The 2,301-nt window shown below is 58.1% G+C and carries 4 protein-coding genes; 2 read left to right on the forward strand and 2 right to left on the reverse strand.

From position 1 onward, the window contains the following. The coding region (locus KF784_20075) for a hypothetical protein (GenBank protein ID MBX3121356.1) at positions 1–187 on the reverse strand (187 nt) is incomplete at its 3' end. Positions 188–255: 68 nt separating this feature from the next. Between KF784_20075 and KF784_20080 the strand changes: the two genes are divergently transcribed. Both KF784_20080 and KF784_20085 read left to right on the forward strand, forming a co-directional pair. Beyond that, entirely contained in the window at positions 256–813 is a 558-nt protein-coding gene (locus KF784_20080; protein ID MBX3121357.1) for a universal stress protein, read from the forward strand. Between the two features lie 199 nt (positions 814–1,012). After that, positions 1,013–1,399, forward strand: coding sequence for a nuclear transport factor 2 family protein (locus tag KF784_20085; GenBank protein MBX3121358.1), 387 nt, complete (start codon positions 1,013–1,015; stop codon positions 1,397–1,399). A gap of 100 nt (positions 1,400–1,499) precedes the next feature. Here KF784_20085 and KF784_20090 read toward each other — a convergent pair whose 3' ends face one another. Continuing rightward, the gene (locus tag KF784_20090; protein MBX3121359.1) at positions 1,500–1,886 is read right to left on the reverse strand and encodes a hypothetical protein; all 387 of its coding nucleotides are present in this window, start codon (positions 1,884–1,886) and stop codon (positions 1,500–1,502) included. Positions 1,887–2,301: the final 415 nt, after the last annotated feature.

Below are 2,301 nucleotides of genomic sequence, written 5' to 3' on the forward strand. Positions count from 1 at the left end.
GCCTCGCCCGGAGCCCCCGTCGCGCACCACCCGGCCCCACCTTCGTTCCCGCATTGCTTTCCTCTGAGTAGAAGCATAGGCTAAGGCCAAGGCTGGTATGGCAACCCGTTGCACGGGACGCGGTACCCCCTCCGCCAACACCCCTCATCACCCGAGGGACCGCATGACAGGCTTCGCTCCACAGCATCCGGCATCCCACCCGAGGTTCCTGCAGTCGCAGGACAGGGACGGCACACACCTCAGCATGGTGACATCATGAAAACCACCGCACCGCGCGAGCAATCGCGCGTCGCACCAGACTCGGCCTCGAACAGCTCAGTCTCCCCGAAGAACCTGCTCATCGCCGTCGACGACTCGAATGCCACCATCCGTGCCCTCCACTACGTCGGAACACTCCTTCGCGAGACACCAGCTGTGACCATCACCTTGTTTCATGTGCTGAACCCCATGCCGCGCGAATTGATGGAACATGGCGGCTCGGAGAATCCCGACATGGAGCATCAACTCGGCGAACAACTCCGCAAAGACCAGCAAGAATGGATGCACATGGAGGAGACTCTGGAATATCCCATCCTCGAACGGGCGCTTGAGCGATTCAGGGACACGGGGTTTCCGACCGACCGAGTGACGCTGAAATTGGGATACGCGGGCGATGTCGTCGACACGATTCTGGATGAAGTCCGCTCCGGCGGCTATGGCACCCTCGTCGTCACCAGGCACGGCCCACCGGGCGCGGCACGCCTCTTCAGCAGCAGCATTGCCGATCGTCTGTCACGAGACCTCTCCGGCACCGCACTATGGGTGATCGAGTAGGGCCAGGCCGACCATCGCGACAGGCCCTTCTCCCCTGTTGTCTCCGAGCCAGGTTCTGGGCTTCACCCTCGATTCACACTCCCCACCCCGATGCTCGCCGCAAGCAATCCGATGATCGAATCACGCCGTAGTATGGATAGCGGTCGGAAAACCGGCCGCTGTGACACACACCAGCTTCAGAGATCACAGGAGGAATGACATGACAGTTGAGACAATTCCAGCAGCCGTGCAGCAGTACTTTGTCGCCATCGGGAAGAAGGATGCAGATTCCTGGGTCGGCTGTTTTGACGAGAAGGGAATCAGCTACGAACCGGGAGCACCGACACCGTTACAAGGCCATGCGGCGCTGGGTCAATTCATCCGCGGCGTGCTCGACCTGTTCCAAACCATCGAACTGACAGCGGATCATGTCTTCATCACGGGCAACAGGACGGCGGTGAAATTCACCGGCCGCGGACGAGGCAACAACGGACGCGATGTTGTCGTGGAAGGCATCGACGTATTCGAGATCAACGAGAACGGAAACATTCAAACCATGTGGGGCTACTGGAACCCCGCCGCCATGATGAAGCAGCTGCAGGGGTGAGAAGAACCGGCCAGAAGGAATCTGCTTTATCCAGCTGAGAATCGGATCGTTTGACATGAAGCCCCACACGATTCTGATGAGGCGGATGCAAGGCGATAGTTCATTCGACGGATACTTCGGCATATGCAGCGGCATTCGCTACCCTACCGCGCAGCATCTTTCGCCAAAGCTCAAGACGCCGCTTTGAGGGTATATCAGCCCAAGGTACCAGGATGATGCCTGCCTTCAGGTAGTCGCTGCGAGCACGCATTGCGTCATAATTTTCCTTGGCGGTGACGATATGAACACGCTCATAATCAATAACCGTGCGAATAAACTCCTCTGCATTTGGAGATTCAGTCGTTCTGTGGCGATCAACAAGTGCCGTAAGCGTCGTCTGAATTCTCATGTAGTGCTCAAGACGAAGATCCACGCCCTGTGTGACGACAGCTTGCTGCGACACTCTTCCAGTGAAATTACGAAGCCTTAGCTTCACGCTATCGGCCATGATGTGCGTGTACCATCCACGTGCTCGGCTCGGACTGACATTCGGGCGTCGAGCAAGCCACATGACTTCTTCATAAATGGACACGAGCGCCGCGCGTAGTTCCGGATCAATGTTAGTGCACGCTCCACTACGCCTCGGCCAAGCTTGCTTGCTCACTTCATCTTTCCGAGAAAGGTGACCCGCTTGGTCTCCCACTGCGGGCGTTCAACGAGGGGAGTCTGCGACCGCGCGTTGCGCCAGCAAGGGAGACTAGCGGGTCACCTTCTTACCGCACCTTGACCCACCTCACTTATGAAAAAAGGGTGAGCCTGGCGATCCTCAACTACGCGCGTCTAACGAGGCCATTCTCTTTCACTTTTCACTTCCCACAAAGGGCGCGGTCGGGCGGTCCTTCCCTGCGCGTCTCGGACGAGAC

Source organism: Fimbriimonadaceae bacterium, from assembly GCA_019638775.1.
GTDB lineage: Bacteria > Armatimonadota > Fimbriimonadia > Fimbriimonadales > Fimbriimonadaceae > JAHBTD01.

Excerpts from the sequence above, each read along its gene's own strand:
- KF784_20080 (MBX3121357.1), top strand. The coding sequence starts at position 256 with ATGAAAACCACCGCACCGCGCGAGCAATCGCGCGTCGCACCAGACTCG.
- KF784_20085 (MBX3121358.1), top strand. The coding sequence starts at position 1,013 with ATGACAGTTGAGACAATTCCAGCAGCCGTGCAGCAGTACTTTGTCGCC.
- KF784_20090 (MBX3121359.1), bottom strand. The coding sequence starts at position 1,886 with ATGGCCGATAGCGTGAAGCTAAGGCTTCGTAATTTCACTGGAAGAGTG.